Source organism: Zoogloea sp. (genome assembly GCF_041911615.1).
Lineage (GTDB): Bacteria > Pseudomonadota > Gammaproteobacteria > Burkholderiales > Rhodocyclaceae > Zoogloea.
In genome coordinates this window covers 1-1,666 of sequence record NZ_JAYROR010000065.1, presented here as the reverse complement: position 1 = coordinate 1,666, position 1,666 = coordinate 1, and the positions used below count along the sequence as shown (strand labels likewise).

Sequence of the window (1,666 nt, the reverse complement as noted above, 5' to 3'; positions counted from 1 at the left end):
GTCGTCGCCCGGCTTCACGCCGCCGCTTTCGGAGCGGGCGGACATTCTCAGTCTGCACCTCGACTGCAGCCCCTGCTTCAAGCGCGAATGTCCGCTCGGCCACCTCGACTGCCTCAACAAACTCTCGCCCGACCAGGTGCTTGCCGCCTGCCTGCAACGGAGCAACGCATGAGCAAACCCGCCAATTACGCCTCGCCCGAAGACATCGAACAGGCCTTCTACGAGGCCGTGCAGAAGGGCGACGCCGACCTGCTGATCCAGCTCTGGGCCGAGGACGAGGAAACCCTGTGCGTGCATCCGACCGGCGTCCGCCTGCTCGGCATCGTGCCGATCCGCGAAAGCTGGCGCAGCATCTTTTCCAATGCCCGCATTCGCGTGCAGGCCGAATCGGTCGCCCACTGGCAGGGCTCGGTGCTGGCCATCCACCACCTGACCGAAATCCTCTTCGTCGGCGACGACCCCAGCCCGCACGGCCCACTGCACGTCACCCACACCTATGCCCGCGGCGCCCACGGCTGGCGCCTGGTCAGCCGCCATGCCTCGGCCGCCGACGACAGCCACCAGGCGATGGCCGAGGCCGTCCCGCACACTCTGCATTGAAACCCTACCATGCCCCCGCCTGGCTGCCCGGCGGGCATGCCCAGACCATCTGGCCGAAGCTGATCCGGCAGGCGCCGATCAAGCTCCGGCGCGAACGCTGGGATACGCCGGACGGCGATTTCATCGATGTCGATTGGGTCGACGGCCCGCCACGCTCTTCCCTGCTCGTGCTCTTCCACGGCCTCGAAGGCAGCTCCGCCAGCCATTACGCGCTGAGCACCGCGCACGCCTGCAGGAAGGCCGGCTGGCGGCTCGCCCTGCCGCACTTCCGCGGCTGCTCCGGTGAACTCAACCGTCGCCCGCGCGCCTATCACTCCGGCGACGCCGAGGAAATCGACTGGATCCTGCACCACCTTCACACCGCCCACGGCGGCCGGCCGCTGCACGCTGCCGGCGTCTCGCTCGGCGGCAACGCCCTGCTCAAGTGGGCGGGCGAGCGCGGCGCGGCGGCCGGCGAACTGGTCACCGGCGTTGCCGCCCTCTGCGCCCCGCTCGACCTCGCCGCCTGCGGCCACCACCTGGCGCGCGGCTTCAATCGCGTCTACACCCAGTATTTCCTGAAGACGCTGAAAGCCGTCTCGGCCGCCCGCCTGCGCCAGTTTCCCGGTCTCTTCGACGAGGCGCGCATGCTGGCGGCGATCAACCTCCACCAGTTCGACGATGCCGTCACCGCCCCGGTGCATGGCTTCGCCGGCGCCGACGACTACTGGCAACGCGCCTCGGCCAAACCGTGGCTGAAATCGATCGCCATACCGGCAGTTGCGGTCAACCCGAAAAATGACCCGTTTTTGCCCGCCACCTACCTGCCGAGTGCCGCCGACGTCAGCCCGCAGGTGCGCCTCGAACAACCGGCCGGCGGTGGCCATGTCGGCTTCGTCAGCGGCACCTTCCCGGGAAATCTGGACTGGCTGCCGCAAAGACTCTTACACTTCTTCCTTTATGAAACGTCATAGGCAAACATCATGACCCAACTTCCCGCCGAAATTTTCAAGGCCTACGATATCCGTGGCATCGTCGACAAATCGCTGACCGCCGGTGTCGTCCGGCAGATCGGCCACGCCCTCGG

3 protein-coding genes are annotated in these 1,666 nt (G+C 67.3%); all 3 read left to right on the top strand.

The window, feature by feature from the left end; all coding sequences use genetic code 11:
• Positions 1–172: glycosyltransferase family 9 protein (locus ACE3P2_RS07300; protein WP_374262782.1), on the top strand; the 172-nt coding region annotated here is incomplete at its 5' end.
• Positions 169–600 carry a nuclear transport factor 2 family protein gene (locus ACE3P2_RS07295; protein WP_153145750.1) on the top strand — a complete coding sequence of 144 codons (432 nt, stop codon included), beginning with the start codon at positions 169–171 and terminating at the stop codon, positions 598–600. The genes ACE3P2_RS07300 and ACE3P2_RS07295, both read left to right, overlap by 4 nt.
• Complete coding sequence (locus tag ACE3P2_RS07290) at positions 597–1,553, top strand: YheT family hydrolase (RefSeq protein WP_374262778.1); 957 nt, start codon at positions 597–599, stop codon at positions 1,551–1,553. The genes ACE3P2_RS07295 and ACE3P2_RS07290 overlap by 4 nt, the downstream gene beginning before the upstream one ends.
• The last annotated feature ends 113 nt before the right edge of the window (positions 1,554–1,666 follow it).